This window comes from Actinomadura napierensis, from assembly GCF_039529375.1.
In the GTDB taxonomy this organism is placed as follows: domain Bacteria; phylum Actinomycetota; class Actinomycetes; order Streptosporangiales; family Streptosporangiaceae; genus Spirillospora; species Spirillospora napierensis.
In genome coordinates, this window is the sequence record NZ_BAAAMR010000104.1 from 1 (window position 1) to 25,752 (window position 25,752).

At 73.4% G+C, this 25,752-nt stretch carries 22 protein-coding genes; 13 read left to right on the forward strand and 9 right to left on the reverse strand.

Features of this window, described 5'->3' with window-relative positions:
* The 6 genes from ABD296_RS38815 to ABD296_RS38840 all read left to right on the forward strand — a co-directional run.
* Window positions 1-2,017, forward strand: a 2,017-nt coding sequence (locus ABD296_RS38815; RefSeq protein ID WP_344279565.1) for an ATP-binding cassette domain-containing protein, incomplete at its 5' end; no start/stop codon positions are given.
* A gap of 113 nt (window positions 2,018-2,130) precedes the next feature.
* Window positions 2,131-2,643, forward strand: coding sequence for a VOC family protein (locus tag ABD296_RS38820; protein ID WP_344279568.1), 513 nt, complete (start codon window positions 2,131-2,133; stop codon window positions 2,641-2,643).
* A 57-nt stretch (window positions 2,644-2,700) separates the two neighbouring features.
* Window positions 2,701-3,252 carry a (2Fe-2S)-binding protein gene (locus ABD296_RS38825; RefSeq protein ID WP_344279571.1) on the forward strand — a complete coding sequence of 184 codons (552 nt, stop codon included), beginning with the start codon at window positions 2,701-2,703 and terminating at the stop codon, window positions 3,250-3,252.
* Window positions 3,249-4,223, forward strand: a complete 975-nt coding sequence (locus ABD296_RS38830; RefSeq protein ID WP_344279574.1) for an FAD binding domain-containing protein — start codon at window positions 3,249-3,251, stop codon at window positions 4,221-4,223. Before ABD296_RS38825 ends, ABD296_RS38830 begins: the two co-directional genes overlap by 4 nt.
* Entirely contained in the window at window positions 4,220-6,277 is a 2,058-nt protein-coding gene (locus ABD296_RS38835) for a xanthine dehydrogenase family protein molybdopterin-binding subunit (protein WP_344279577.1), read from the forward strand. The genes ABD296_RS38830 and ABD296_RS38835 overlap by 4 nt, the downstream gene beginning before the upstream one ends.
* Before the next feature lie 125 nt (window positions 6,278-6,402).
* Window positions 6,403-8,049 carry an L-lactate permease gene (locus ABD296_RS38840; protein WP_344279579.1) on the forward strand — a complete coding sequence of 549 codons (1,647 nt, stop codon included), beginning with the start codon at window positions 6,403-6,405 and terminating at the stop codon, window positions 8,047-8,049.
* Between the two features lie 7 nt (window positions 8,050-8,056).
* Here ABD296_RS38840 and ABD296_RS38845 read toward each other — a convergent pair whose 3' ends face one another.
* Window positions 8,057-8,302, reverse strand: coding sequence for a DUF2630 family protein (locus tag ABD296_RS38845; protein ID WP_344279582.1), 246 nt, complete (start codon window positions 8,300-8,302; stop codon window positions 8,057-8,059).
* 79 nt (window positions 8,303-8,381) lie between these two features.
* Between ABD296_RS38845 and ABD296_RS38850 the strand changes: the two genes are divergently transcribed.
* On the forward strand, window positions 8,382-8,846 hold the full coding sequence (locus ABD296_RS38850; protein ID WP_344279585.1) for an STAS domain-containing protein: 465 nt from the start codon (window positions 8,382-8,384) through the stop codon (window positions 8,844-8,846).
* Between the two features lie 5 nt (window positions 8,847-8,851).
* On the opposite strand, the gene ABD296_RS38855 is transcribed toward ABD296_RS38850, so the two are convergent.
* The 7 genes from ABD296_RS38855 to ABD296_RS38885 all read right to left on the reverse strand — a co-directional run bounded on the left by ABD296_RS38855 (window position 8,852) and on the right by ABD296_RS38885 (window position 15,949).
* Entirely contained in the window at window positions 8,852-9,388 is a 537-nt protein-coding gene (locus tag ABD296_RS38855; protein ID WP_344279587.1) for a nuclear transport factor 2 family protein, read from the reverse strand.
* A gap of 86 nt (window positions 9,389-9,474) precedes the next feature.
* Window positions 9,475-10,248 (reverse strand): hypothetical protein, encoded by a 774-nt coding sequence (locus tag ABD296_RS38860; RefSeq protein WP_344279589.1) that lies wholly within the window; start codon window positions 10,246-10,248, stop codon window positions 9,475-9,477.
* Between the two features lie 51 nt (window positions 10,249-10,299).
* Entirely contained in the window at window positions 10,300-11,046 is a 747-nt protein-coding gene (locus ABD296_RS38865) for an arginase family protein (protein ID WP_344279591.1), read from the reverse strand.
* A gap of 61 nt (window positions 11,047-11,107) precedes the next feature.
* The gene (locus ABD296_RS38870; protein ID WP_344279594.1) at window positions 11,108-11,860 is read right to left on the reverse strand and encodes a succinate dehydrogenase/fumarate reductase iron-sulfur subunit; all 753 of its coding nucleotides are present in this window, start codon (window positions 11,858-11,860) and stop codon (window positions 11,108-11,110) included.
* Window positions 11,861-11,862: 2 nt separating this feature from the next.
* Window positions 11,863-13,800, reverse strand: coding sequence for a fumarate reductase/succinate dehydrogenase flavoprotein subunit (locus ABD296_RS38875; protein WP_344279596.1), 1,938 nt, complete (start codon window positions 13,798-13,800; stop codon window positions 11,863-11,865).
* A 2-nt stretch (window positions 13,801-13,802) separates the two neighbouring features.
* A complete protein-coding gene (locus ABD296_RS38880) occupies window positions 13,803-14,492 on the reverse strand; it encodes a succinate dehydrogenase cytochrome b subunit (protein ID WP_344279599.1) in 690 nt (229 codons plus the stop codon).
* Between the two features lie 224 nt (window positions 14,493-14,716).
* Window positions 14,717-15,949 (reverse strand): PP2C family protein-serine/threonine phosphatase, encoded by a 1,233-nt coding sequence (locus tag ABD296_RS38885; RefSeq protein ID WP_344279602.1) that lies wholly within the window; start codon window positions 15,947-15,949, stop codon window positions 14,717-14,719.
* 339 nt (window positions 15,950-16,288) lie between these two features.
* On the opposite strand from ABD296_RS38885, the gene ABD296_RS38890 reads away from it, so the two are divergent.
* A complete protein-coding gene (locus ABD296_RS38890) occupies window positions 16,289-17,980 on the forward strand; it encodes an ABC transporter ATP-binding protein (protein WP_344279604.1) in 1,692 nt (563 codons plus the stop codon).
* Window positions 17,981-18,032: 52 nt separating this feature from the next.
* Window positions 18,033-19,757 (forward strand): ABC transporter ATP-binding protein, encoded by a 1,725-nt coding sequence (locus ABD296_RS38895; RefSeq protein ID WP_344279607.1) that lies wholly within the window; start codon window positions 18,033-18,035, stop codon window positions 19,755-19,757.
* Window positions 19,758-19,960: 203 nt separating this feature from the next.
* Here the strand turns inward: ABD296_RS38895 and ABD296_RS38900 are convergent, their stop codons facing one another.
* Complete coding sequence (locus ABD296_RS38900) at window positions 19,961-22,042, reverse strand: S9 family peptidase (RefSeq protein ID WP_344279610.1); 2,082 nt, start codon at window positions 22,040-22,042, stop codon at window positions 19,961-19,963.
* A gap of 177 nt (window positions 22,043-22,219) precedes the next feature.
* Here ABD296_RS38900 and ABD296_RS38905 point away from each other — a divergent pair, with 177 nt between their 5' ends.
* The 4 genes from ABD296_RS38905 to ABD296_RS38920 all read left to right on the forward strand — a co-directional run bounded on the left by ABD296_RS38905 (window position 22,220) and on the right by ABD296_RS38920 (window position 25,708).
* Window positions 22,220-23,668, forward strand: coding sequence for a serine/threonine protein kinase (locus ABD296_RS38905; protein WP_344279613.1), 1,449 nt, complete (start codon window positions 22,220-22,222; stop codon window positions 23,666-23,668).
* Window positions 23,669-23,749: 81 nt separating this feature from the next.
* Window positions 23,750-24,649 (forward strand): N-acetyl-1-D-myo-inositol-2-amino-2-deoxy-alpha-D-glucopyranoside deacetylase, encoded by a 900-nt coding sequence (gene mshB / locus ABD296_RS38910; RefSeq protein ID WP_344279616.1) that lies wholly within the window; start codon window positions 23,750-23,752, stop codon window positions 24,647-24,649.
* A 21-nt stretch (window positions 24,650-24,670) separates the two neighbouring features.
* Window positions 24,671-25,174 (forward strand): DUF6113 family protein, encoded by a 504-nt coding sequence (locus ABD296_RS38915; protein WP_344279619.1) that lies wholly within the window; start codon window positions 24,671-24,673, stop codon window positions 25,172-25,174.
* Window positions 25,175-25,189: 15 nt separating this feature from the next.
* A complete protein-coding gene (locus ABD296_RS38920; protein WP_344279622.1) occupies window positions 25,190-25,708 on the forward strand; it encodes a flavin reductase family protein in 519 nt (172 codons plus the stop codon).
* Window positions 25,709-25,752 lie beyond the last annotated feature (44 nt).

Sequence of the window (25,752 nt, forward strand, 5' to 3'; positions counted from 1 at the left end):
GTCACCGGAGCCGCGGCCGGAACCGGCCGCGCAGTACCGGCCGAGCGTCGACCGGAACCCCAGCCAGGTCATCCGGGTCGCGCCCCGCACGCTGCGGATCGGCCGCGCCGCCGACAACGACATCGTGGTGGCGGACCTGGTGGTGTCGCGGCACCACGCGGAGCTGCGTACGCTCGGCCCGGGTCGGCACCAGATCGTCGACCTCGGCAGCCACAACGGCACCTACGTCAACGGCAACCGGGTCGAGTCGGCGGAGTTCACCGAGAGCGACCTGCTCGGTGTCGGGCACGCGACGTTCCAGCTGGTCGGCCAGGAGCTGCGGGAGTACGTCGACACCGGCGACGTGTCGCTGTCGGTCGAGGACCTGATCGTCCGGACGCCCGAGGGCAAGGTGATCCTGGACGGGGTGGGCTTCCCGATCCCGGAGCGGTCGCTGGTCGGGGTGATCGGGCCGTCCGGCGCGGGCAAGTCGACGCTGCTCGGTGCGGTGACCGGCACGCGTCCCGCGACCGAGGGGACGGTCCGCTACGACGGCCGCGACCTGTACTCCGACTACGACGAGCTGCGGCACCGCATCGGGCTCGTCCCGCAGGAGGACATCCTGCACACCCAGCTCGACACGCGGCGGGCGCTGCTGTTCGCCGCCGAGCTGCGCTTCCCCGGCGACACCCGCAAGCAGGAGCGCGAGCAGCGGGTCGACGAGGTGATCGGGGAGCTGGGCCTCACCGCGCACGCCAAGACCCGCATCGACCGGCTGTCGGGCGGGCAGCGCAAGCGGGTCAGCGTGGCGCTGGAGCTGCTGACCAAGCCGTCGCTGCTGTTCCTGGACGAGCCGACCTCCGGCCTCGACCCCGGCCTGGACAAGACGGTCATGGAGATGCTGGCCGAGCTGGCGCACGACGGCCGGACGGTCATCGTCGTCACGCACAGCGTCGCGAACCTCGACATCTGCGACCGGCTGCTCGTCCTGGTCCCGGGCGGGCGGCTGGCCTACTACGGCCCGCCCGGCGAGGGGCTGGAGCATTTCGGGAAGAAGTCGTGGGCCGAGGTGTTCCAGGCGTTCGACCGCGAACCGGACCGCGACTGGGCGAGCGAGTTCCGCCGCTCGCCCCGCCACGCCCGGTACGTGGAGAGCGGCCGGCAGGGCGGCGCCGTGCAGGCCGACACCTCCGTGCCGGCCCCGCCGCCTCCGCAGCAGTCCCGGTTCGCGCAGCTCAGCACGTTGTGCCGGCGCTACCTCTCGGTGATCGCGTCCGACCGCAGCTATCTCGTGCTGCTCGGGGTGATGCCGCTGATCCTCGGCGGGCTGAGCGCGGCGATCCCCGCGCCGAAGGGGCTGACCGGGCCGCCGGGCTCCAACGCCGACGCGGCGTCCAAGCTGATGGTGCTGGCGTTCGCGGCGTGCTTCGCGGGCACCGGCAACGCCGTCCGGGAGCTGGTCAAGGAGCGGACGATCTACAGCCGGGAACGCGCGGCGGGGCTGTCGGCCGGCGTGTACCTGATGTCGAAGCTGCTGGTCCTCGGCGTGATCACGGCGCTGCAGGCGGTCGTGCTGGTGCTGATCGGGACGATCGGGGTGAAGCTGCCGCCGTCCGGGACGTTCGCGCCGGTGCTGCCGGAGCTGATGCTGGCGATGGCGCTGCTCGGCGTGGTGTCGATGGCGCTCGGCCTGCTGGTGTCGGCGTCGGTGAACAGCTCGGAGAAGACGCTGCCGCTGCTGATCGTCCTGTCGATGGGGCAGCTGGTGCTGTCGGGCGGGCTGGTGCGGCTCGCGGGCAAGCCGGGCCTGGAGCAGCTGGCGTGGCTGTCGCCCTCCCGCTGGGGGTTCGGCGCCGCCGCCGCGACCATCGACCTCGACAAGATCATGCCGCACGCGGGCGGCCCCGACGCGGTGTGGAAGCACGCCGTGGGCGCCTGGGGCATGGACCTCGGCATCGCGGCGGCGCTCGGCGCGCTGTTCTCCGCGCTGGCCTGGTACCGGCTGTACCGGCTCCGCCCCCGCCGCCGCCGCCGCTGACCCCGCCGCCGCTGACCCCGCCGCCGCTGACCCCGCCGCCGCTGACCTCGAAGTCGCCGATCAGGTGACCGCCGCCACGGGTTGGGCCTGGTGGGGCCGGGCATTCCAGCGGTATGAGCGTAAGGGGGATCGATCATGTCGGGGTGACCGTCCCGGACCTGGAGGCGGCCACCGCGTTCTTCGGCGCCGTGCTGGGCGCCCGGCCGCTGTACGACACGCTGCGCCGCGAGGACGGCCCGATCACCGGGCCGGAGACCGAGCGGCGCCTCGGCGTGCCGGCGGGCACCGAGGAGGTCGCGATGCGGATGCTGCGGCTGCCGAACGGCCCGGGCCTGGAGCTGTTCGAGTTCCGCGGCACCGAGCGCCGCCCGCCCGCGCTGCCGAGCGACTTCGGCTGGCAGCACGTCGGGTTCTACGTGGACGACCTGGACGAGGCGGCGCGCGGCGTGCAGGAGGCAGGCGGGCTGCTGCTCGGCGACCCGCAGCCGCTGCCGGGCCCCGAGGCCGGCGACCGCAACCGTTACCAGTACGCGCGGACGCCGTGGGGCAGCACCTTCGAGCTGCTCACCTACCCCGATCCGCAGCCGTACGAGAAGGAGACCGGGCCGCGCCGCTGGACGCCCTGACCGCGTCCGCCGGTCCGGGCCGACTGCCCACCGCCGATCCGGGGTAGGGGCCCGGTCATGGACAGCGAAGTCACCCCGGTACACACCGAGATCACGCTGGTCGTGAACGGGACCGAGCACCGGCTCCGCGTCGACACGCGCGCCTCGCTGCTGGACACGCTGCGCGAGGACCTCGGGCTGACGGGCTCGAAGAAGGGCTGCGACCACGGCCAGTGCGGGGCCTGCACCGTCCTGCTGGACGGCCGGCGGGCGAACGCGTGCCTGGCGCTGGCCGTCGCGCACGACGGCGCCGAGGTCGTCACCGTGGAGGGGCTCGCCGAGGACGGGCGGCTCAGCGCCGTCCAGGAGGCGTTCATCGAGCAGGACGCGTTCCAGTGCGGGTACTGCACGCCCGGCCAGCTCTGCTCCGCGACGGCCGTCCTCGACGAGGCGGGCCACGGCTGGCCCAGCGCGGTGACCGAGGACCTCAGCGGCGATCCCGTCCTCGACGACGCCGAGATACGCGAACGGATGAGCGGCAACCTCTGCCGGTGCGGCGCGTACACGGGCATCGTCAAGGCGGTACGCGAGGCGTCGCTGAAGACGCGGACGGAGGCCACCAAGGCATGAGGCCCTTCGTGTACGAGCGCGCCACCAGCGCCGACGACGCCTTGCAGCGGCACAACGACGGCGCCTACTACCTGGGCGGCGGGACCAACCTCGTGGACCTGATGCGGCTCGGCGTGGAGGAGCCGTCCCGCCTCGTCGACGTCTCCCGCCTTCCCCACGGTGAGATCGAGCTGCGCCCGGACGGGAGCCTGCTCATCGGCGCCGCCGTCAGCAACAGCGACCTCGCGGCGGACCGGACGGTGCGCGAGAGCCATCCCGTGCTCGCGCAGGCCGTCCTGGCGGGGGCGTCCGGCCAGATCCGCAATCTCGCGACGGTCGGCGGCAACCTGCTGCAGCGCACGCGCTGCTCCTACTTCCAGGACGCCGACAAGCCCTGCAACAAGCGCGATCCGGGCAGCGGCTGCCCGGCCCGGGAGGGCGAGCACCACAACCTCGCGATCCTCGGCCATTCCGAGGCGTGCGTGGCGACCCACCCGTCCGACATGGCGGTGGCCCTCGCCGCGCTCGACGCGACCGTCCACGTCCAGGGCCGCGACGGCGAGAGGGCGATCCCGATCGCCGACCTGCACCGGCTGCCCGGCAACGAGCCGCAGCGCGACACGAACCTGGAGAACGGCGACCTCATCACGGCGGTCGAGGTGCCGCCGCTGGACATCCCGTCCCGCTACCGCAAGGTCCGCGAGCGCGCCTCGTTCGCGTTCGCGCTGGTGTCGATCGCGGTGGCGCTCGACGTGGAGGGCGGCACGGTCCGCGACGTGCGGATCGCGCTGGGCGGCGTCGCGCACAAGCCGTGGCGGGCGCGCCGAGCCGAGGAGACGCTGCGCGGCGCCCCGGCCATCGCCGAGGAGTTCCAGCGCGCCGCCGAGGCGGAACTGGACCTCGCCGAGCCGCTGCGCGACAACGCCTACAAGGTGCCGCTCGCGCGCAACCTGATCGTCCGGACGCTGACCGAGCTGGGAGAGCAGTCATGACCGACCGGCTGGAGAGCCGCGACAAGGTCACCGGAGCGGCCCGGTACGCCTACGAGTACCCGCTGGAGGACCCCGCGTACGCCGCCGCCGTGCAGGCGACGATCGCCAAGGGCGAGATCACGGCGGTGGACGCGGAGGCGGCGCTGAAGATCCCGGGCGTCCTCACCGTCCTGTCCTGCGAGAACGCGCCGCACCTGCACGACGTCCCGGACCGGGAGCTGGCGCTGTTCCAGTCCCGGACGGTGGCGTACCGCGGCCAGTTCGTCGCGGCCGTCGTCGCCGAGACGCTCGACATCGCGCGGGAGGCGGCGCGCCACGTCCGCATCACCTACGTGTCCGAACCGCACGACGTGCGGCTCAGCGCGGACCACCCGGGCCTGTACAAGCCCGACAAGGTGAACCCGGCGTTCCCCGCCGACACCGAGCAGGGCGACCCGGAAGCGGCCTACAACGACTCCGCCGTCCGCGTGGACGCCACGTACACGACGCCGGCCGAGCACAACAACCCGATGGAGCCGCACACGACCGCGGCCCAGTGGAACGACGACGGCACCCTCACGCTGTACGACTCCACGCAGGGCTCCTCCCCGACGCGGGACACGATCGCGCAGGTCTTCGGTCTCGAAAAGACGCACGTGCGTGTCATCGCTCCGCACGTCGGCGGCGGTTTCGGCTCCAAGGGGACGCCGCGCCCGAACGTGGTGCTCGCGGCGATGGCGGCGGGCGCGGTGCGCCGTCCGGTGAAGTTCGCCGTGCCGCGCCAGCAGATGTTCGCCACCACCGGCTACCGGACGCCGACGATCCAGCGGTTCCGGCTCGGCGCCGACGCCGACGGGACGCTGAACGCGATCGTCCACGAGGTGTTCGAGCAGTCCTCGACGGTCACCGAGTTCGCCGAGCAGACCGCGACCCCGACGCGCGTGGTGTACCGGGCGGGCAACCGCCGCACCTCGCACCGGCTGGCCCGCCTCGACGTCCCGACGCCGTCGTGGATGCGGGCGCCCGGCGAGACGCCCGGCATGTTCGCGCTGGAGTCGGCGATGGACGAGCTGGCCTTCGCCGCCGGCGTCGACCCCGTCGAGCTGCGGATCCTCAACGACACCGACCGCGAGCCCGAGAGCGGGCTGCCGTTCAGCTCCCGCAACCTCGTCGCGTGCCTGCGCGAGGGCGCCGACCGGTTCGGCTGGGAGCACCGCGACCCCGAGCCCGGCGCCCGCTGGGAGGGCCGAAGGCTCGTCGGGATGGGGGTCGCCGCGTCCACTTATCCCGCCTACATGCGGCCGAACAAGGCCACGGCGCGCGTCGACGCGGACGGGCGGTTCACCGTGCGGATCGCCGCCGCCGACATCGGCACCGGCGCCCGCACCGCCCTCACGCTGATCGCCGCCGAGGCGCTCAAGGCCGACGCGGACCGGGTGACGGTCGAGATCGGCGACAGCTCCCTGCCCGACGCGACCGTCGCGGGCGGCTCCGCCGGGACCGCGAGCTGGGGCACCGCCGTCGTCCGCGCCTGCGAGTCGCTGCGCGGCAAGATGAACGGCTCCGTCCCGCCCGGCGGGCTGGAGGCGTCCGCCGACACCGCCGAGGAGATCAAGGCCCGCGACGAGTACGCCCGGCACGCGTTCGGCGCCCAGTTCACCGAGGTCGAGGTGGACGCCGACACGGGCGAGGTCCGGGTCCGCCGGATGCTCGGCGTGTTCGCCGCCGGACGGATCATCAACCCCAAGACCGCGCGGTCGCAGTTCATCGGCGGCATGACGATGGGGATCGGCATGGCGCTGATGGAGGAGAGCGTCATGGACGACCGGTTCGGCGACTACGTCAACCGCGACCTCGCCCAGTACCACGTGCCGGCCTGCGCCGACGTCCGCGACATCGACGCGGCGTGGGTGGAGGAGTCCGACCCGCACCTGAACCCGATGGGGTCGAAGGGCATCGGCGAGATCGGCATCGTCGGCGCCGCCGCGTCGGTCGCCAACGCCGTGCACAACGCGACCGGGGTCCGCGTCCGCGACCTGCCGATCACCCCGTCCCGGCTGCTCCCGCTGCTCTGAGCCCTGCGGGACGGCCTCCAGCGGCGCGCTGACCGGTTGAAAAGTTCACCATCAATGTGAGGCGGGACACATCAGGGGGTATTGATCGCTCACTCGGGGGCCGCTCCTACTCGCGAGGTGATCCCGTGTACCGACAGGTCCTCGATCCCGTCGCCGATTCGCTCGGCTGGAGTTCCCTGGTCGCCGCGCTGCCGCTGGCGGTGCTGTTCGTCCTGCTCGGCGGCGTCCGGATGCGCGCCTGGCTGGCCTCCCTGATCGCCCTGGCGGTGTCCCTGGCCGTCGCCGTCTGGACGTACGGGATGCCGGTGGGCCAGGCGTTCCTGGCCGGCAGCGAAGGCGCCGCGTTCGGCTTCTTCCCCATCCTGTGGATCGTCATCAACGCGCTCTGGGTCTACAACATGACCGTCGCGACCGGGCACTTCGACGTGCTGCGGCGCACGTTCGCGCAGGTCAGCGACGACCAGCGGCTGCAGGCGATCCTGATCGCGTTCTCCTTCGGCGCGCTGCTGGAAGCGCTTGCCGGCTTCGGCACCCCCGTCGCCGTCACCTCGGTCATGCTGATCGCGCTCGGCTTCCAGCCGCTGAAGGCCGCCGTCCTGGCCCTCACCGCCAACACCGCGCCGGTCGCGTTCGGCGCGATGGCCACGCCGATCCTCACCCTCGGCAAGGTCACCGGCGAGTCCAGCGACACCCTCGGCGCCATGGTCGGCCGGCAGACCCCGATCCTCGCGGTGTTCGTCCCGCTGATCCTGGTGCTGATCGTCGACGGCCGGCGCGGCGTCCGCGAGACGTGGCCGACCGCGCTGTTCTGCGGCGCCGCGTTCGGCGTCGCGCAGTACGTCACCGCCAACTTCATCTCGGTGCCGCTCGCCGACGTCGTCGCCTCGCTGGTCTCGGCCGCCGCGGTCGTCCTGGTCGTCCGGCTGCGCCGGCCGCACGCCCCGGCCCGCCCGGTGATCGCCGGCGGTTCGGCGGACGAGCCCACCCCCGAGTTCGCCGCCCGCGCCGGGCGCGGCGAGGCCCCCGCCGACTCGCGGGCCGACATCGTCCGCGCCTACGCCCCGTACGCGATCATCATCGCGGTGTTCGTCGTCTGCCAGATCGACCAGGTCAAGGACTGGCTGAACGGCGCCACGCAGACGGTCGGCTGGCCCGGCCTGCACATCACGGGCGCGTCCGGCAAGCCGTCGACGCTGCCCACCTTCACCTTCAACTACTTCACCACGCCCGGCACCCAGATGCTCGTCGCCGGCCTCATCACCATGATCGCGCTGCGCGTCGGCGTCGTCCGGGCGCTGCGCGCCTACGGCACCACGCTCGTCCAGCTCCGCTGGGCGATCGTCACCGTGATGGCCGTGCTGGCGCTCGCGTTCGTGATGAACGCCTCCGGGCAGACCGTCACCCTCGGCACCTGGATGGCCGGCGCGGGCGGCGCCTTCGCCGTGCTGTCCCCGGTCCTCGGCTGGCTCGGCACCGCCGTCACCGGGTCGGACACCTCGTCGAACTCCCTGTTCGGCGCCCTGCAGATCACCGCCGCGAACAAGGCCGACCTGTCGCCGGTCCTGATGGCCGCCACCAACAGCTCCGGCGGCGTCCTCGGCAAGATGGTGTCGCCGCAGAACCTCGCGATCGCCGCGGCCGCCGTCGGCCTGGACGGCCGCGAGGGCGACATCTTCCGCCGCGTCGTGCTGTGGAGCCTGCTGTTCCTGGCGGGGATGTGCGTGCTGTCGGGCCTGCAGTCCACCGCCGTCCTGTCCTGGATGGTGCCCTGAACGGGCCTTACTGGCGGTAGCCCTCGACCTCGCCGGCGGGGCGGACGTGCGCGTCGTCGGGGTTCTGCCCGGCGTCGATCCTGGCGCGCCGCTGGCGCAGCAGGTCCCAGCACTGGTCGAGGGCCACCTCCAGCTCCCGCAGCCGCTGCCGGGCGTCCTCACCGGTGGCCTCGGACCGTTCGTGCGCCTGCCGCAGCGCGTGCTCCTCGTCGATGAACTCGTGGATCCGTTCGAGGATCGCCTTCTCGTCCATGAAAAGCCTCCCGATGACGGTTTTCCCGCGTGGTGGGAACCAGAAGGTGTCAACAGGTGAGATCGTGGCATATACGGGCGTGCCCACGGTAGGCGGCGCCCCGGTCCCGAAGGGCGAGGAGCGGATGACGGTCTGGCGGATCACCGGTGGGGAGGGCGGGCCCGGCGGCCCGCGCCCGGAGCGCACCGCTCCCCGCTACGACGTCGTCGAACTCGACACCCCGCTGCTGCGCATCGAGGGCGCCGCGGACGCGCCCTGGCTGCGCGTGTCCGGTGAGGTCGACGTCTCCAACGCCGGCGAACTGAAACGCGCCCTGCGCTCCGCCCGCGCCCGCGTCGACGGCGACCTGCACCTCGATCTCGCGGGCGTCGACTTCATCGACGTCGCCGGCCTGCGCGCGTTCACCCTGACGGCCCGCGACCTCGCCGAACGCGGCGGGCTGCTCGTCCTGCACTCGGTGTCGGCGCACATCGACAAGCTGGTCCGGCTGATCGGCTGGGACGCCGTCCCGGGCCTCGAACTGCACTGCCGCCCCCGCCCCTGACCCGGTCAGGAGGCGGCGAGGCGGCGCATGGCCTCCTGCCGCTCCGGCGGGACGAGGGGCGGCTTGCCCGCCGTCCACGCGACGTCCAGGGCGACCGCGCGGAACCGCCAGCCCTCGGGGGTGCGGACGGCCTCCGCGTCGTAGTGGCCGCCGGACACGAACGTCTCGCCTAGGCGGTCGGCGCGGGCCTCCTGCGTGGACGCGAGGTGCACATGGGTGTGGACGGCGCTCCATCGCACCGCGGCCCGGTCGCCGTCCAGCGCGATCTGCGGGATGCCGGCCAGGTGCTGGGTGCGCCCGAAGTTGTCCATGGTCAGGTCCATCGCCTCGTCGGCGTGCCCCGTGTAGGCGCCGACGGGGTAGCGGAACTCGACGTCCTCGGTGAACAGGCCACGCGCCCACGCGCCGTCGAACGGGTGGGCCCGCGGGTCCCGCTGGCGGTCGTCGATCGAGGCGAAGAACCGCGCGACCAGCTCGGTGAGCTCCGCCCGGTCTACCAGCGCCGCCACCCTGCCGGTCAGGTCCTTGTCCTTGTCGTTCATCGTCTTCTCCTTCTTCCGGGAACACGACCAACGGTAGGGACGCCCCGACCGGCCGGGCATCCGTCAACCGACCGGTCCGCCCGTGGTCAGGAGGATCCCGCCGGGCCCGTTCCCGCGCCGCGCTTCGGAGGCGAGGCCGGCCGGACGGCGGGACGACGTGTGCGGGAGGCGGAGCGGCGCGGTGCCGCGGCGGGGGCGAGCGAGCCGACGGCCCGCGCGGGTGTCTCCGCGGAGCCGGGGCCGGCGGGCAGCGACCGTATCCAGGCGGGCGTCCGCGTCTCCTTGACCGAGACGCGGACGCGCCGGTAGGCGGCGGCCTCGCACGTCCGGTTCTGCGTGATGACCTCCTTGTAGAACCACTCCGACGCGATCACCGCGAGGACGCCGGCGGAGTTCCGCAGCGCGTCCTTGAGGGCGGCGGCCTCCAGCAGCCGGAACGGCAGGTTGATCGCGCTGCCCGCCACGCCGTGGCGGTCGTAGTGCACCTCCCCGGCGTGCATCGCGACCCGGAGCCGGACGCGGGCGCCGGGCGCGGCGGCCCCGTTGTGCCGTTCGAGGCACGCCGCCAGCCTCGCCGGGAACGCCCCGGCGAGGTGCTCCTTCGGCACGGCGGGGTCGACGAGGATCAGGGCGCCGTCGCCCCGGTCCTCGTAGGCGACGTGCTCCGCGGGCACCCGGGACCCGGCGAACGCCGTGTCCAGGGCGCGGAACATGGCGTCGCGGACGGCGAGCTGGTCCCAGTTCGCCCGGCCGCCGTACTTCTCGACGTCCACGCAGACGATCGAGCGGTGCAGGGCGAACGACACCCCCGCAGTACCGTGCAGGTGCTCATGCTGATGCACTGTCTTATGCACGTGCATGACGAGCATGGTAGGGCATGCGGTGCCGCGCGGCCCAGGGTTTCCGACGCGTCAGGACGCCAGGAGGGCGGCGAGGAGCCGGGTGCGGACGGGGGTGTCGGCGGCCTGCGGCGGGTGCCACGGGCAGGCGATGTCCACGGCGGCGACGCGTCCGGTGGCCTTCACCCGCTGGACGGCCGCGACGACGGCGTCGAAGGACGGGCCGCCGCCGACCGGGAACTTCAGGCCCGGCAGGTCGGCCTTGTCGACCACGTCCACGTCGATGTGCAGGACGAGCGGGCCGTCCGGCAGGTCGATGTCGTCCACCGGGCAGCGGCGCACCCGGGACGAGGCGAGGAAGTCGGCCTCGGCCGGGTCGAGGTCGCGGGCGTCCACCAGGACGGCCCGGTCCTCCGGCAGCGGCCGCAGGCCCAGCCGGGACGACAGCAGTTCGGGGTGGTCGCCGAGGATCTGCCGCAGCGGCATCCCGCCGATGTACCCGGACGTGGAGGTCTCCGGCGTCTGCACGTCGCCGTGCGCGTCGAACCACACGATCGAGGCGTCCACCCCGGCGCGCTGTACGCCGGCCAGGACGGCCTCGGAGACCAGGCAGTCGCCGGAGACGACCGATGGGACCGTTCCATTCGCCACCTGCGCGGCGACCTCGGCGGCGACGGGCTCGTAGAGCGCGGCGATCCGCGTCCAGACGTCGCCGTCGGGGAACTCGCGCGCGACCGTGACCACTTCGGCCTCGGGGAGCGGGAACGTCGTGCCGGGGAGGCGTTCGTCCTGGTGGTAGGGGACCAAGGTAATCGTCATGGGCACACATTAGAGCGGCCCCGCCCGGTATTCCGGGCGGGGCCGTGGCCTGGTCGGACGATCAGCGCTTCTTGCCGCCGGCGGTCGCCTTCAGGTAGTCGCGGTTCAGGTCGCCGATGACGTCGAGCGGGATACCCTTCGGGCACGCGACGGTGCACTCGCCGGTGTTGGTGCAGCCGCCGAAGCCCTCCTCGTCGTGGGTGTCCAGCATCGACACGACGCGGTCCCAGCGCTCCGGCTGGCCCTGCGGCATGAGGCCGAGGTGGGTGACCTTCGCGCCGAGGAACAGCGACGCCGAGCCGTTCGGGCAGGCCGCGACGCAGGCGCCGCAGCCGATGCACTCGGCGGCCTCGAACGCGCGGTCGGCGTCCGGCTTCGGGACGGGCGTGGAGTGCGCCTCCGGGGCGGTGCCGGTCGGCGCGGTGATGTACCCGCCGGACTGGATGATCCGGTCGAACGCGGACCGGTCCACCACGAGGTCCTTAACGACCGGGAACGCCTTGGCGCGCCACGGCTCGACGTCGATGACCTCGCCGTCCCTGAACTTGCGCATGTGCAGCTGGCAGGTGGTGGTGCGCTCCTCGGGGCCGTGCGGGGTCCCGTTGATGACCAGGGAGCACATGCCGCAGATGCCCTCGCGGCAGTCGTGGTCGAACGCCACCGGCTCCTCGCCGCCGGCGATGAGCTTCTCGTTGAGGACGTCCAGCATCTCCAGGAACGAGGCGTCCGGGGAGACGTCGTCGAGCCTGTACTCGACCATCCTCCCCTTGTCCTGGGGGCCGCTCTGGCGCCAGACGCGCAGTGTGAGCTTCATGATTACTTGTACGACCTCTGCGTCGGGTGGACGTATTCGAAGTTCAGGTCCTCCTTGTGGAGGACGGGCTGCTCGCCCTCGCCGGCCCATTCCCAGGCGGCGACGTAACCGAAGGCGTCGTCGTCGCGCTTGGCCTCGCCGTCCTCGTCCTGGCTCTCGGCCCGGAAGTGGCCGCCGCAGGACTCGGTGCGGTGCAGGGCGTCGATCACCATCAGCTCGGCGAGCTCGAAGAAGTCGGCGACGCGGCCGGCCTTCTCCAGCTGCTGGTTGAGCTCCTCGCCCTTGCCGGTGACCTTGACGCGCGTCCAGAACTCGTCGCGCAGCGCCGGGATGAGCTCCAGCGCCTTGCGCAGGCCCTCCTCGGTGCGCTCCATGCCGCAGTACTCCCACATGATGTGGCCGAGCTCGCGGTGGAAGGAGTCGACGGAACGGTCCCCGTCGATCGACAGGAACTTCTCGATGCGCGAGGTGACCCGCTCCTCGGCCTCGGCGACGGCCTTGCCGTCGACCGGGGGCAGGGCGTTGCGGGCGATGTAGTCGTTGATGGTGTTCGGCAGCACGAAGTAGCCGTCGGCGAGGCCCTGCATCAGCGCGGACGCGCCGAGCCGGTTCGCGCCGTGGTCGGAGAAGTTCGCCTCGCCGATCACGAACAGGCCCGGGATGGTCGACTCCAGGTCGTAGTCGACCCACAGCCCGCCCATCGTGTAGTGGACGGCCGGGTAGATGCGCATCGGCGTGTCGTACGGGTTCTCGCCGGTGATGCGCTCGTACATCTCGAAGAGGTTGCCGTACTTGGCCTCGACCTTGTCGCGGCCGAGCCGCCCGATCGCGTCGGCGAAGTCGAGGTAGACGCCGAGGCCGCCGGGGCCGACGCCGCGTCCCTCGTCGCAGACGTTCTTGGCTGCGCGGGACGCGATGTCGCGCGGGACCAGGTTGCCGAAGGACGGGTAGATGCGCTCCAGGTAGTAGTCGCGCTCGTCCTCGGGGATGTCGGACGGCCTGCGGGTGTCGCCGCCCTTCTTCGGCACCCAGACGCGGCCGTCGTTGCGCAGCGACTCCGACATCAGCGTCAGCTTCGACTGGTGGTCGCCGCTGACCGGGATGCAGGTCGGGTGGATCTGGGTGTAGCAGGGGTTGGCGAACAGGGCGCCGTGCCGGTGCGCGCGCCAGGACGCGGTGACGTTCGAGCCCATCGCGTTGGTGGACAGGAAGTACACGTTGCCGTAGCCGCCGGACGCCAGCACCACCGCGTCGGCGGTGTAGTGCTTGATCTCGCCGGTGATCAGGTTGCGGACGACGACACCGCGCGCCCGGCCGTCCTCCATGATCAGGTCGAGCATCTCGTGCCGCGGGTACAGCTCCACGTTCCCGGCGTCGACCTGGCGCATCAGCGCCTGGTAGGCGCCGAGCAGCAGCTGCTGGCCCGTCTGGCCGCGGGCGTAGAACGTGCGGGACACCTGCGTGCCGCCGAACGAGCGGTTGTCGAGCAGGCCGCCGTACTCGCGGGCGAACGGGACGCCCTGCGCGACGCACTGGTCGATGATCTGCCGGGAGATGTCGGCGAGCCGGTACACGTTCGACTCGCGGGAGCGGAAGTCGCCGCCCTTGACCGTCTCGTAGAACAGCCGGTAGACGCTGTCGCCGTCGTTGCGGTAGTTCTTCGCGGCGTTGATGCCGCCCTGCGCCGCGATCGAGTGGGCGCGGCGCGGGCTGTCCTGGAAGCAGAACTGCTGGACGTGGTAGCCGGCCTCGCCGAGGGTCGCGCCGGCCGAGCCGCCCGCCAGCCCGGTGCCGATGATGATGATCTTCTTCTTGCGCTTGTTGGCCGGGTTGACCTGCTTGGCCTCGAACTTGCGGGTCGTCCAGCGGTCCTCGATCGGGCCCTTGGGCGCCTTGGCGTCGACGATCGGCTCGCCGGACTTGTAGAAGCTGTCGGTCATGGTCAGCCCACCCATCCGAAGGTGACGGAGATCGGGACGGCGACGAAGCCGAGGGTCACGACCCCGGCGACGCCGCCGGCGAGGACGCGCAGCGCGCCGTTGCTGCGGGGGCTGCGCAGGCCCAGGGTCTGGAACGCGCTCCAGATGCCGTGGTTGAGGTGCAGGCCGACCAGCAGCACCGCCAGGACGTACCAGACGGTGATGTACCAGCGGGAGCCGTCGAAGTCGGCGATGACCCGGTCGTAGGGGGTCGCGCCGGAGCCCAGCGGGTTCACCGCGAAGAAGGTGAGGTCCAGCAGGTGCCAGATGATGAACAGCGCGACGACGATGCCGCCGTACCGCATCGTGTAGGTGGCGTAGCCCTGCGCGTGCGACTTCTTCTTGGACTGGTACTTGACGGGCCGGGCGTGCGCGGCGCGCTTGCCGAGCGACACCGCCGACCAGATGTGCAGGACGACCGAGACCGTCAGCACGATCTCCAGGAGCGTCAGCAGCACGCGGTGCGGCAGGGCCGGCTCGCCCATCGTGCGCAGCCAGTGCGCGTAGTGGTCGAAGTCCCCCGCGCCCAGGAAGATCTTCAGGTTCCCGATCATGTGCGCGATCAGGAACAGCACCAGGATGGCGCCGGTCACGGCCATGACGGCCTTCTTGCCGACGGTCGATCGGTAGATCGCAGGTATCGCTATAGCCACGTCGCGAACGCTATGTCCAATTTGGACAAGAGCGCCAAGTCATCAGCGCACTCATTCTGATAGCCGCAGGCTATGAACCGAGCAGGGACGGGCATCGCGGCCGCCGGGGCGGCGAATGATCGTGAGTGACCTCACAGAGCGTCCGGGAACTCGTCCGCACGGTGACGCGGACGACATTGACCGGTCGCCGCCGGTGTGCGGTCAGGGCGCGGCTGTGGCGAAGATCACGACGCTGTGGCCTGCCGGGACAGCAGCAGCACGGCCAGGTCGTCGGTCAGGGCGTCCCCGTTGAGGTGCTCCACCTCGGTCACCAGCTCGTCGATCAGCGTCCGCCCGGTGGCGCCCCGGCCGCGCGCCCCGCGCGCCAGCTCGACCAGCCCGTCGGTGCCGAGCCGGGTGGAGCCCGCGCCGACCCGTCCCTCGATCAGGCCGTCGGTGTAGAGCATCAGCCCCCACGACTCGCCGAGGTCGATCTCCGTCGTCGGCCACTCCGCGCCCGGCACCAGGCCGAGCGCCGGGCCGTGCGCGTACTCCGGCAGCGCGGCGACCTCGAAGCGGCCGCCGGCCTCTTCGCGGAACAGCAGCGGCGCGGGATGCCCGGCCAGGTGCATCCGCGCGGTGCGGCGCGACGGCGCGATCGTGATCATGCAGAGGGTGGTGAAGATCTCCTCGCTGCGCCGCTCGTGCCCGAGGACGGTGTCGAGCGTGCCGAGCAGCTGCTCGCCGGTGTGCCCGGCCAGCACCAGCGTCCGCCACGCCATCCTCAGCTGGACGCCGAGCGCGGCCTCGTCCGGGCCGTGCCCGGCCACGTCGCCGATCATCAGGTGCACCGCGCCGCCCTCGGTCTGCACGGTGTCGTAGAAGTCGCCGCCCAGCAGCGCCCGGCGCCGGCCGGGCCGGTAGCGGGTGTGGTGCCGCAGCGACGGGTCGTCGATCAGCGGGACGGGCAGCAGCCCGCGCTCCAGCCGCGCGTTCTCGCGGCCCAGGATGCGCGCCTCCACCAGCCGCCGCTCGGTCTCCTCCGACCGCTTGCGCTCTATGGCGTAGCGCACCGCGCGGGCCAGCAGCGGGCCGTCGACCTCCTGCTTGACCAGGTAGTCCTCGGCACCGGCGGCGACCGCGCGGACGCCGAGGCCCGCGTCGTCCAGCCCGGTCAGCACCACCACCGCGGCCGTCCCGGACATGTCCAGCACCTCCCGCAGCCCCTCCAGCCGGTCGATGCCCGGCGCGGACAGGTCCACGATGATGCACTGGGTGCGGCGGGTCAGCCGGCGCCGCGCGGTGGGCAGGTCCGCCGCGACGGTGATCAGCGCGTCCAGGCCGCTGTCGGCGAGCATCTTCTCTACCATCAGCACGTCGGAGGGGTCGTCGTCGATGAGGAGCAGGTCGACCCGGTCCTGGACGGCGGACGTGGCCCCTGGCGTGAAGGGATGCGTCTGGTGACTGATAGTGCTCACTAAGCTTCCGGAGAACTCGGGGCTGGGCGACGGCACTGGCAACGGCCGGACCGTTCCGGTTATTCCTGCGACGGCAGGACGCAAGGGCCGGACCGCACCGGGGGAGCGGCATCTGCGTAGCCGCCGGAGTCCCGGCTCGAGGAGCGGAGGAGCATCGCTCCGTGCCCTCCGACCTTAGCGTGTCCTCACCTTCCCGCGCACCCCTGTGATCGTCCGTCAGGCGGGTCCCGGACGGCCCGGAAACCCCCTCCGGCGCGCCGGCCCGCCGCCGGGCGGCCGCTCCGGCGCAGGCCAGAAAATCGTTCGAACTCGGCGGGGCCCGCCGCATATCTTCGTCCGGTGAAACCGTTGCCGGAGGAAGATCCAGGCAGCCCGGACCACAGATCCCCCACCCGGTACCTGCTCTGGCTGCTGCGCGCCGAGTGGCGCGGCGTGCTGGCCGGCGTCCTGCTCGGCGTCGGCTGGATGCTCAGCCAGGCGCTGATGCCCGCCGCGATCGGCCGCGCCATCGGCGACGGCGTCGCCGGCCGCGACGACGGCGCGCTCGCCACGTGGACGGGCGTGCTGCTGGTCCTCGGCGGCGTGCAGGCCGCGACCGGGATCCTCAGGCACCGGCGCGCGGTGTTCCTGTGGCTGTCGTCGGCCTACCGGACCGTCCAGATCGTCACGCGGCACGCCACCCGGCTCGGCGCGACGCTGCCGAAGCGGCTCGGCGCGGGCGAGGTCGTGAGCATCGGGCTGTCCGACGTCGCGCACCTCGGCGACGTCGTCGACATCGTGTGCCGCGGCTCCGGCGCCGTCGTCGCGATCGTCGTGGTGGCGGCCGTGCTGCTGGTGACGGCGCCGAAGCTCGGCCTGATCGTGCTGGTCGGCGTCCCGCTGGTGCTGCTGCTCGCGGCGCCCCTGCTGCGCCCGCTCCGCGAGCGCGAGGAGGCCCACCGCGAACTCGTCGGCGAGCTGAACGGCCGCGCCACCGACCTGGTGGAGGGGCTGCGGATCCTGCGCGGCATCGGCGGGGAGCGGCTGTTCTCCGGCCGGTACCGCGGCGTGTCCGGCCGGGTCCGCGACGCCGGCGTGGCCGCGGCCCGCGCCGAGTCCCGGATCTCCGGGGCCGAGGTGCTGCTGCCCGGCCTGCTGATCGCCGCGGTGACGTGGGCGGGCGCCCACTACGTGGAGCGCGGCGAGATCGGCGTCGGCGACCTGGTGTCCTGTTACGGCTACGCGGTGTTCCTGATCGTCCCGCTGCGGACGATCGGCGAGGCCGCCGGCAAGATCACCAAGGGGCTGGTGGCGGCGCGGCGGGTCGTCCGGCTGCTCGACCTGGAGCCGGCGCCGGACGGCGGCGCCGCCCGCCCGGCCGGGCCCGCCGAGCTCGTCGACATCGCGTCCGGGCTGGTGGTGCGGCCCGGCCGGGTCACCGCGATCGCCGCCGCGCAGCCGCGCGACGCGCAGGCCATCGCCGACCGGCTCGGCCGGTACGCGCCCGGGGACGTCGACTTCGCCGGCGTCCCGCTGCGCGAGGTCGCCGGCCTGCGCCGCCGCGTGCTGGTCGCGGTCAACGAGGACAGGCTGTTCTCCGGCACCCTCGCCGAGGCCCTCGCGCCGCCCGGCACGCCCCCGGCGGTGCTGGACGAGGCGCTGCGCGCGGCGTCCGCCGAGGACATCGCCGCCGCGTCCGGCCTGGACCGGCACGTCGCCGAGGCGGGACGGGAGTTCTCCGGCGGCCAGCGGCAGCGGCTGCGGCTGGCCCGCGCGCTCGCCGCCGACCCCGAGGTGCTGATCCTCGTGGAGCCGACCAGCGCCGTCGACGCGCACACCGAGGCGCGCATCGCCGAGCGGCTCGCCGAGGCGCGCGCGGGCCGCACCACCGTCGTGTGCACGACCAGCCCGCTGATGCTGGACCGCGCCGCGCACGTCGCGTTCGTCGAGGACGGGCGGGTCGTCGCCGAGGGCCCGCACCGCGACCTGATGCTGTCCGAGCCGCGCTACGCCGCGGCCGTCACCCGCGGCGAGGGCGTCCCGAGCCCCTGACACCGGGGACTGCGGAACCACCGAACACGAAGCACGGAAGGCCCGAGGAAACGTGAGCACCGAGATCCTGCCGGTCGCGGAACCCGCGCAGGTGCGGGCGTACGCGCGGCGCATCGCGCTGCGGCATCCGCGCGCCCTCGCCGGGACGCTGGCGCTGCACGGGCTCGCCGCCGCGGCCGGCCTCGTCGCGCCCCGGCTGCTCGGCGACCTGGTCGAGGGCGTCGGCGACGGCACCGCCCACATCGACACCGCCGCGCTCGCCATCGCCGCGTTCGTGATCGTCCAGGGCGTGCTGACCCGGTACGCCTACTTCACCTCCGCGCGGCTCGGCCAGCGCGTGCTGGCCGAGCTGCGGGAGGAGTTCGTCGACCGGCTGCTCGGGCTGCCGCTGTCCGCGGTCGAGCGGGCCGGCACCGGCGACCTGGTCACCCGCGCGTCCCGGGACGTCGACACGCTCGGCACCTCGCTGCGCGAGGCGGTGCCGGAGACCCTCGTCGCGATCGTCGTCGGCGCGTTCACCTTCGGCGCGCTGCTGCTCAACGGCCCGCTGGTCGCGCTGCCGTGCCTGGTGTCCGTCCCGGTCCTGTGGGGCGTGATGCGCTGGTACCTGCCGCGCTGCCGGGACGGCTACCTGCGCGAGAACGCGTCCTGGGCGCTGATCGCCGACGGGCTCGCCGAGACCGTGCACGGCGCCCGGACGGTCGAGGCGTTCGGGCTCGCCGGCCGCCGGCACGCCCGCGGCGACGCCGACATCGCCCGCAGCTACGCCGCCGAGCGGTACACGCTGCGGCTGCGGACCGTCCTGTTCCCGGTCGCCGAGTTCGGGTTCGTGCTGCCCGTCGCCACGACGCTGTTCTTCGGCGGCCTGTTCTACGCGCACGGGATGGCCTCGCTCGCGCAGGTCACCGCCGCGACCCTGTACGTCCAGCAGCTGATCGAACCGGTCGACATGCTGCTGTCCCGGCTGGACGAGCTGCAGCTCGGCGGCGCGTCCCTGGCCCGGCTGCTCGGCGTCGGGAACGTCCCGCCGGACCGGGAGGCGGGGGAGCGGCGCCCGGACGGCGAGCGGCTCGCCGCGCGGGACGTCCGCTACTCCTACCGGACGGGCCGCGACGTCCTGCACGGCGTGGACCTCGACTTGCGGCCGGGGGAGCGGCTGGCGATGGTCGGGCCGAGCGGCGCCGGGAAGTCGACGCTGGGCCGCCTGCTCGCCGGGATCGACGGCCCCCGCTCCGGCGCGGTCACGGTCGGGTCCGGCGCGCCCGTCCCCCTGGTCGAGCTGCCCATGGACGACCTGCGCGGCCACGTCGCGCTCGTCACCCAGGAGCACCACGTGTTCCGCGGCACGCTGCGCGAGAACCTGGCGATGGCACGCCCGGACGCGTCCGACGCCCGGATCCGCGACGTCCTCGCGACCGTCGACTGGGACGGCCCGGACCTCGACGCCGAGGTCGGCGAGGGCGGCGCGGCGCTGTCGCCCGCGCAGGCGCAGCAGCTCGCGCTGGCCCGGCTCGTCCTCGCCGACCCGCACACGCTGGTGCTGGACGAGGCGACGTCGCTGCTCGACCCGCGCGCCGCCCGCCGGCTGGAGCGCACGCTCGCCGCCGTCCTGGACGGCCGGACCGTCGTGGCGATCGCGCACCGGCTGCACACCGCGCACGACGCCGACCGCGTCGCGGTCGTCGAGGACGGCCGGATCACCGAGCTCGGCACCCACGACGAGCTCCTCGCCGAGGACGGCTCCTACGCCGCCCTCTGGACGTCCTGGCAATGTTAGTTTGCATTGCCCTTGGCGGTCGGGCGCTGGGCGCCCTCCCTTCGGCGGGCACCGCGTATCGCTGCATCGCTCCGGCTCGGCCCTGGGGGCCTCGCTGCGCGATCGGATTCTTGCTTCGCTCGAATCCGGCTTCGCTCGCGATCGCGACGGTCCAGGGTCCTGCGTGGCTGGGGAAGAAACGGCGTCTCCGGTCCGGCGGCCGCTTATCGAGCCAGGGCGGTCTTGAGGTACTCGACCTGGACGAGGAGGAGGTTCTCCGCCACCACCTCTTGCGGGGTCATGTGGGTGACGCCCGACAGCGGCAGGACGGTGTGCGGGCGGCCGGCGGCCAGCAGCGCCGACGACAGCCGCAGCGTGTGCGCGGCGACCACGTTGTCGTCGGCGAGCCCGTGGATGATCATCAGCGGGCGCTTCAGCTCGCCCGCCATCCCGATCAGCGAGTTGTCGGCGTAGCTCTCCGGCTCCTCGTCCGGGTGGCCGAGGTAGCGCTCGGTGTAGTGGGTGTCGTACAGCCGCCAGTCGGTGACCGGCGCGCCCGCGATGCCCGCGTGGAACACGTCCGGGCGGCGCAGCACCGCCAGCGCCGCGAGCCAGCCGCCGAACGACCAGCCGCGGATGCCGACCCGGTCCAGGTCGAGCGCGGCCGGGTGCACCCGCGCCGCCTCGATCAGCGCGGTGATCTGGTCCTCCAGCACCGGCTCGACGAAGTCGCCGCGGACCGCGCGGTCCCAGACCGGGCCGCGGCCCGGCGTGCCCCGGCCGTCCGCGATCACCACGGCGAAGCCCTGGTCGGCGAGCCACTGCGCCTCGCAGTACGCCCGCTGGACGGCCAGCACCCGCTGCGCGTGCGGGCCGCCGTAGGGGTCCATCAGGACGGGCAGCCGCCCGTCGCCGGGCTTCCAGCCGGTCGGCAGCACCACGGCGGTGCGGACCTCCCGGTCGCCGGCGCGCAGCAGCTCGACCCGCGGCGTGATCACCGGGGTCTCGGCGAGCGACGCGACCGGGTGGATGCCGGACGGCTCGCGCACCTCCACCTCGGTGCCCGGACGGTCCAGCCGCGACCCCGTGACCACGGTCACACCGGCGGCCCGTACCCCGCCGAACACGCCCTGCCCGTCGGTGAGGCGGACGATCTCCCCGGCGTCGTAGGAGTAGAGGTGCACCTCGGTGGGCTCCTCCGACGCGGTGAACAGGATCGACTCGCCCTCCACGCCGAGGATCGAGCGGACCTGCAGGCCGCCCGGCGTGACCGGCTTCCCGCCGACCGTGATGCGGCGGGTGTCGGTCTCGCGGTCCTCGGTGACCCACACGAGGTCGCCCGTCCCGGTGTGCGCGGGCAGGCCGGGCACGATGTCGGTCCACACCGGGTCGTGCTCGTTGTGCGCCAGCGACGTCTCCCCGTTGGACGGGTCGACCCGCAGCACCCGCTGGGACCGCTGGTCGCGCGGCTGCACGACGATCACCAGGCCGTGCCGGTCCCAGGACGCGGTGACGACGTAGGGGAACATGCCGCGGTCCCAGGCGACGCCGAGCCGGCCGCCGTCCACCTTCAGCAGGACCAGCGACACGATCGCGTTCGGCGTCCCCGCCGCCGGGTAGGCGATCTCGGTCGGCGTCCGGTCGGGGTTGGCGGGGTCGGCGATGTGCCAGCGCTGCACCGGCGTCTCGTCCACCCGCGCGACCAGCAGCGTCCCGCCGTCCGGTGACCACCAGTGGCCGCGCATCCGGCCCATCTCCTCGGCCGCGACGAACTCCGCGAGGCCGTAGGAGATCTGCTCCGACTCCGGCTGCACGAGCGCCCGGTCGTCCGAGCCGTCCATCTCGATCACCCGAAGCGTCCGCCCGGACACGTAGGCGACGCGGCGGCCAGCCGGGTCGGGGCGCGGGTCGAACACCGGCGCCTGCGCGGGCAGCTCCCGGACCTGCCCGGACCCGATGTCGGCGACGTAGAGCCGGCCGCCGAGGGTGAACACGGCCTGCCGCATCTCCCGGTCGGTGGCGTACCCGACGATGCCGCCCGCCTGCTCGCGCGCGCGCTCGCGGCGGGCCCGCTCCTCGGCGGGCAGGTTCCCCTCGCCCGGCACGTCCAGCGCGGCCGGGTCGGCGATCAGGCGCTCCTCGCCGGTGCCGGTGTCCAGCGTCCACAGGCAGGTCACCGGATCGTCGCCCGCCCTGGTGCGCAGGAACGCCACGCGCGTCCCGTCCGGCGCGATCTGGAAGGCGCGCGGGACGCCGAGGGTGAAACGGCGGGTGCGGGCGCTCTGCCGCGGATAGCTGATGCTCATGGCATCCGAGTCTGCCAGCCCGCGAGCCTTTGCGAACGGCGGCGCGGCGCCGGTGCCTGGCCCTATGATTCCGGGCGGTCGTCGCGGCCGGGGAACGGCCGGTGGCCGCGCCCGCGCTCGCGTAAGCTCAAGACTTCCCCAAGCACATTTGTTCTCGCGGGTTTGAAGGAGTGGTCCATGCCGGAGCTGCAGCCGGGCGATCCCCGGCGGCTGGGCTCGTACGAGATCGTCGAAAGGCTCGGCGAAGGCGGCCAGGGCGTCGTCTACGCGGGCATCGACGCCTCGGGTAACAGGGCCGCCATCAAGCTGCTCCGCGCCGACCTGTCCGGGGACGCGGCCGCCCGCAACCGGTTCGTCCGCGAGGCGCAGGCCGCCAAGCAGGTCGCCCGGTTCTGCACCGCGCAGGTGCTGGAGGCCGACGTCGCGGGCGACCAGCCCTACATCGCCAGCGAGTACGTGCCGGGCCCGTCGCTGTACGCGCAGGTCACCGAGACCGGGCCGATCACCGGCGCGGCGCTCGACCGGCTGGCGATCGGCACCGCGACGGCGCTGGTGGCGATCCACCAGGCCGGGATCGTGCACCGCGACTTCAAGCCGCACAACGTGATCATGGCGCCGGACGGCCCGCGGGTGATCGACTTCGGCATCGCGCGGGCGCTGGACACCGGCCAGACCAACGCCACCAAGGCGATCGGCACGCCGTCCTACATGGCCCCCGAGCAGGTGGCGGGCGCGACCCTCACCGAGGCCGTGGACGTGTGGGCGTGGGCGACCACCATGGTGTTCGCCGCGACCGGGCACCCGCCGTTCGGCGACGACACCGTGGTCGCGGTGATCAACCGGGTGATGAACGAGCCGCCGTACCTGGAGGGCGTGCCCGCCGACCTGCACCGGCTGGTCGCGGCGTGCCTGGTGAAGGAGCCCGAGCGGCGGCCGACCGCGCAGCAGCTGATGATGGCGCTGATCGGCAGCGGGCCGGGCGGCGCCGGGCAGACCCGGATGGACGACCCCGGCCAGGCGACCACGATGCTCGCGGAGGGCTCCACGCTCGCCGCCGGCGCGGGCGCCGCCGCGGCCTTCGGCGCCGCGCAGGGCGGGCCTCCCGGCGGGCGGACGCAGCGGGTCTCGCCCGCCAGTTACACCGGCACGCTGCCGCCCGTCCAGCAGCCGCCGTACCAGGGCGGACGGCACACCGGCTACGACGACTTCGAGCCGGAGCGCCGGTCCAAGTGGCCGATCTTCGCGGCGGTCGCGGCGATCGCCGTGCTCGCGCTGGTCGTGGGCCTCTACATGGCGAACCGGGGCAACAACGAGACCCCGAACCCGGGGACGTCCCCGACCGTCTCCGACTCGGCGACGACCTCCGACAGCCCGACCGAGGAGGAGCCCACCCAGGAGACGCCGACGACCCCGCGGTCGCACCGGCCCACGCAGGCGCCGACGCGCCTCCCGACGAGTGAGGCGCCGACCAGGGAGACCCCGACCAGCGAGGCCCCCACCAGCGAGCCGCCGCCCTCGCACACGCCGACGGCGAACCCGACGAACACCGCGGGCGGCGGTGACGGCGGAGGCGACGGCGGCGGGGGAGGCGGCACCGGTGCCGGTGGCGGCGGAGGGGGCGACTGACGTCGCGCCCGCCGGGGCGTCGCGGTCCCCCGGGCAGGGCGGTCATCGCCGTGCCCGGGGAGCCTGAGTAGGCTCGTGACCATGAAGGAGCCGCGGATCCTGTTCGTCCACGCCCATCCGGACGACGAGTCCATCGGGACCGGGGCGACCATGGCCAAGTACGCCGCCGAGGGCGCCCACGTCTGTCTCGTCACCTGCACGCTGGGCGAGGAGGGCGAAGTCATCCCCGATGAGCTGCGCCACCTGGCCTCCGACAAGGAGGACCGCCTCGGCGAGTACCGGATCGGGGAGATGGCGGCGGCGGCCGCGGCGCTCGGCGTGCGCGACCACCGCTACCTCGGCGGCCCCGGCCGCTGGCGCGACTCGGGCATGATGGGCACCGCCACCAACGACGATCCGCGCAGCTTCTGGCGCGCCGACGTCGACGAGGCGGCCGGCGGGCTCGCGGAGATCATCCGGGAGGTCCGGCCGCACGTGATCGTCACCTACGACGAGCGCGGCAACTACGGGCACCCCGACCACATCCAGGCGCACCGCGTCGCCTGGCGGGCGTTCGAGCTGGCCGCCGACCCGGCGTTCACCGGCGGCGGCGAGCCGTGGCGGGCCGCGAAGTTCTACGCCTACGCCACCCCGCGCACCGTCCTGGCCCGGGCGATCGCGGTGATGCGCGAGGCGAAGCTGCCGTTCGCGCGGGTCGCCGGGCTGGACGAGCTGGGCTCCGGCGTGCCGGACGGGCAGGTCACCACGGTCGTGGACGCCCGCGCGCACCTGCCCGCCAAGCTGGCCGCGCTGCGCGCGCACCGCACCCAGATCACGGTGGCGCCCGAGGAGGCCGGGCCGTTCTTCGCGCTGTCGAACAACCTCGGCCAGCAGGCGTTCGGCACCGAGTACTTCATCCTCCAGGCGGGCGAGCTCGGCCCGGTCGGCCCAGGCCGCCGCGAGACCGACCTGTTCGCCGGGCTGCGCGACGCCGGGGCCTGATTCCCTCGCTACGCTGAGGGCGTGGACGAGGACGACGAGGCCCGGGTGAGCCTGGCCAAGGACGATCTTCCCGCCCAAGCGGCGGGCGGCGCGTCCGCGGCGGGCGCGGGCGCGCGCGCGGAGGGGCCGCTGGAGTCCCTCGTGACGGGCGCGGCGTACGCGGCGCTCGGCCTGCTCGGCGGCGTCCTCGGCCTGGTCGGCTCGTACGCCCAGCAGTGGACGGCCGGGGACGTGCCGGTCACCTCGGTCGTGCTGGCGCTGCTGGTGTACGCCATGGCCCGGCTGGCCGGCTGGGGGATGGGCGGCAAGATCGGCGCCGCGGTGCCCGCCGTGGTGTGGGGCGTCGTGGTGATAGTGATGTCCATGCAGCGCTCGGAGGGCGACCTGGTCATTCCGGGAACGCTCGCGGGGTATGTGTACATCGTCGGCGGCATGGTGGCCGCGGGGATCGCGGTGGCGCGGGTCCCGTCGCCCGGCCCGCCCGGGCAGTGGCTCACCGGGAGGGCGGCGCGCACCCGCGGGTAGGGAGCTCGGTAGGGTGTGCGCCTTGTGAACGGCGACAACGGGGACCCCGGGGTGGATCCCGGGCTCTTCCGGCAGGTGGTGGGCAGGTTCGCGACGGGCGTCGCGATCGTGACGAGCGTGGTGGACGGCAACGACCACGCGATGACCGTGAACGCGTTCGCCTCGGTGTCGCTGGACCCGCTGCTGGTCATGTTCTGCCCCGAGAAGATCGCGCGCTTCCACGACCTCGCGCTCGACGCCGGCGAGTGGGCGGTGTCGGTGCTGGCCGAGGAGATGCGGGACGCCTCGCAGTGGTTCGCGACCCGCGGCCGCATGCTGGACGGCCAGCTGCAGGGCTGGGAGCACGTCCGCGGCCCGGTCACCGGCGCCGCGATCTTCAAGAACGCCGTCGCCGCGCTCGAATGCCGCACCCACGCCGTCCACGACGCCGGCGACCACAGCATCGTCGTCGGCGAGGTCCTCAGCCTCGACGTCCCGTCCCCCGACGCCCGCCCCCTGATCTTCTACGAGGGCGACTACCACGGGCTCGGCTAGCCCGTTGAGTTGCGGCGAGTCGTCGTTATGAGCCGCGCCATAAC